Annotated in this window: 2 protein-coding genes and 1 pseudogene; all 3 read left to right on the forward strand. The window is 66.6% G+C overall.

Features of this window, described 5'->3' with window-relative positions; translation table 11 throughout:
- Positions 1-684: DUF1329 domain-containing protein (locus AC1DN9_RS29940; protein WP_478105999.1), on the forward strand; the 684-nt coding region annotated here is incomplete at its 5' end.
- 12 nt (positions 685-696) lie between these two features.
- Positions 697-1,770: a WD40/YVTN/BNR-like repeat-containing protein gene (locus AC1DN9_RS29945; protein WP_478106000.1), complete on the forward strand. Its 1,074-nt coding sequence runs from the start codon at positions 697-699 to the stop codon at positions 1,768-1,770.
- A pseudogene (locus tag AC1DN9_RS29950) lies at positions 1,770-2,122 on the forward strand (RND family transporter); the annotation flags it as partial. The gene AC1DN9_RS29945 and the pseudogene AC1DN9_RS29950, both read left to right, overlap by 1 nt.

Raw genomic sequence — 2,122 nt, forward strand, 5'->3', positions numbered from 1 at the left:
ATCGCCTACACCGCGCCGGCACGCCGAGCGGGTGAAGCGCTGCTCGCGCAGGACTACATCAACCCGATGAAGAACGGCCGCCGCGCCTGGCAGTACCTGCCCGGCCAGCGCCGCGTGAAGCTCGCACCCGATATCGCCTACGACACGCCGAACCCCGGCTCGGCCGGCGCTTCGACCTACGACGACGCCTGGGTCTTCAACGGCGCGATGGACCGCTACGACTTCAAGCTGATGGGCAAGCAGGAGATGCTCGTCCCCTACAACACCTTCAAGCTGGTCTATGCGAAGGACCCGTATGCCGTGACCACGGCCAACCACCTGAACCCGGACTTCGTGCGCTGGGAGCAGCACCGCGTGTGGGTGGTCGAAGCCACGCTGAAGGCCGACAAGCGCCATATCTACGCCAAACGCACCTTCTATGTGGACGAAGACAGCTGGATCGCCGTGGCGTCGGACCAGTACGACGCACGCGGGCAGCTCTATCGCGCGGGATTCGTCTACACGAACCCTTCGTACGAAGTGCCGGCGCCGGCCGCCATGGGCCAATCCGTCATTGACTTCACCACGGGCGGCTACAACGTCACCGGATTGATGGGCGCCTACAACGTCGGCCTGAAGTACACCGACCCGCTGTCGGCCAACGCGTGGTCGGCCGATGCCTTGGCCGGCTCCGGCGTGCGCTGAAGCGGAGTCGACGTGCAACGCAGAAGCATGCTGCTGGCGGTGCTCGGCTCGGTGGCCGTTCCCGGCGCAGGAGCGGCCACCGTCAGCGAGGTGCTGGACCGGCCTGCTCGAATGAGCGCGCTGGCGGATCAGCGCCTCATCACGGGCATCGCGCGAGCCGGCGAGCGGCTCATCGCGGTCGGCCAGCGCGGCCACATCGTGCACTCCGAGGATGGCGGTCGCCATTGGACGCAGGTGCCGGTTCCGGTCAGCTCAGACCTCACTGCCGTGAGCTTTGTTGATGGCAACGTCGGCTACGCGACCGGCCATGACGGCGTGGTGCTCGGCACGCGCGACGGCGGGCAGAGCTGGACGGGCCTGCTCGACGGGCGCCGGGCCAACGCGCTGGTGCTCGAGCACATGAAGCGCCGCGTCGCCTCTTCGGATGCGACCGAACAGGACAGGAAGTTGCTCGTGGAAGCCCAGCGCAACGCAGATGCGGGCCCCGACAAGCCTTTCCTCGATCTCTGCTTTACGAGCGCCAATGAAGGCTTCGTGGTCGGCGCGTACGGGCTGATCCTGCGCACCGCCGACGGCGGCAAGACGTGGGAACCATGGTTCGATCGCGCCGACAACGCGGGGCTGCTCAATCTCTATGCGATCCGTGCCGCGCGCGGATCGATCTTCATCGCGGGCGAAGCCGGCTTGCTGCTCAAGCTGGACGCCGGCGCGCAACGTCTCACCGCAATGCCTTCACCATACAAGGGCAGCCTCTTCGGACTCTTGGCCACCCGGGCCGGCGTGCTGGCCTACGGCATGCGCGGCAACGCCTTCCTCAGCACGGACGATGGCGCCTCCTGGGCTCCCGTCAACACAGGACTGGCCGCCAGCATCGTCGGCGGCGCCGTCGCGGGGAATGGCACCGTGGCCCTGGTCGATCAGGCCGGCGCCATCGCTCTGAGCATCGACGGCGGGCTCTCCTTTACGCGCTCACCCGATCGCGCTCAGACGCCCCTTGCCACAGTCGCCTTCGCCAGCACCACCTCGCTCGTGGTGGGCGGCCCGCGCGGCCTGCGCACCATCGACCTGACCACCAAGGACAAGTAATGGCTATCTCTTCCGGTCTCGACCGCATGCCGGTCGTGCGCGAGCTCGCCGATTTCCCGCGCGACTCGGGCAATTGGCTCGAGCGCGCCGTCTTCAATCACCGCGTCGCGGTCACGCTGGCCTGCCTGGTTGCCACCCTGGTCCTCGGCTTCTTCGCCACACGCGTGTCGCTCAACGCCAGCTTCGAGAAGATGATCCCTGTCGGTCATCCCTACATCCAGAACTACCTGAACAACCGCAGCGAATTGCGCGGCATGGGCAACACCCTGCGCGTGGTGGTGGAGAACGAGAACGGCGACATCTTCGACGCCCGTTACCTCGATGCCTTGAAGCACATCAACGACGACCTGTT

The sequence above is a fragment of the Variovorax sp. 05L425 genome (assembly GCF_056397705.1).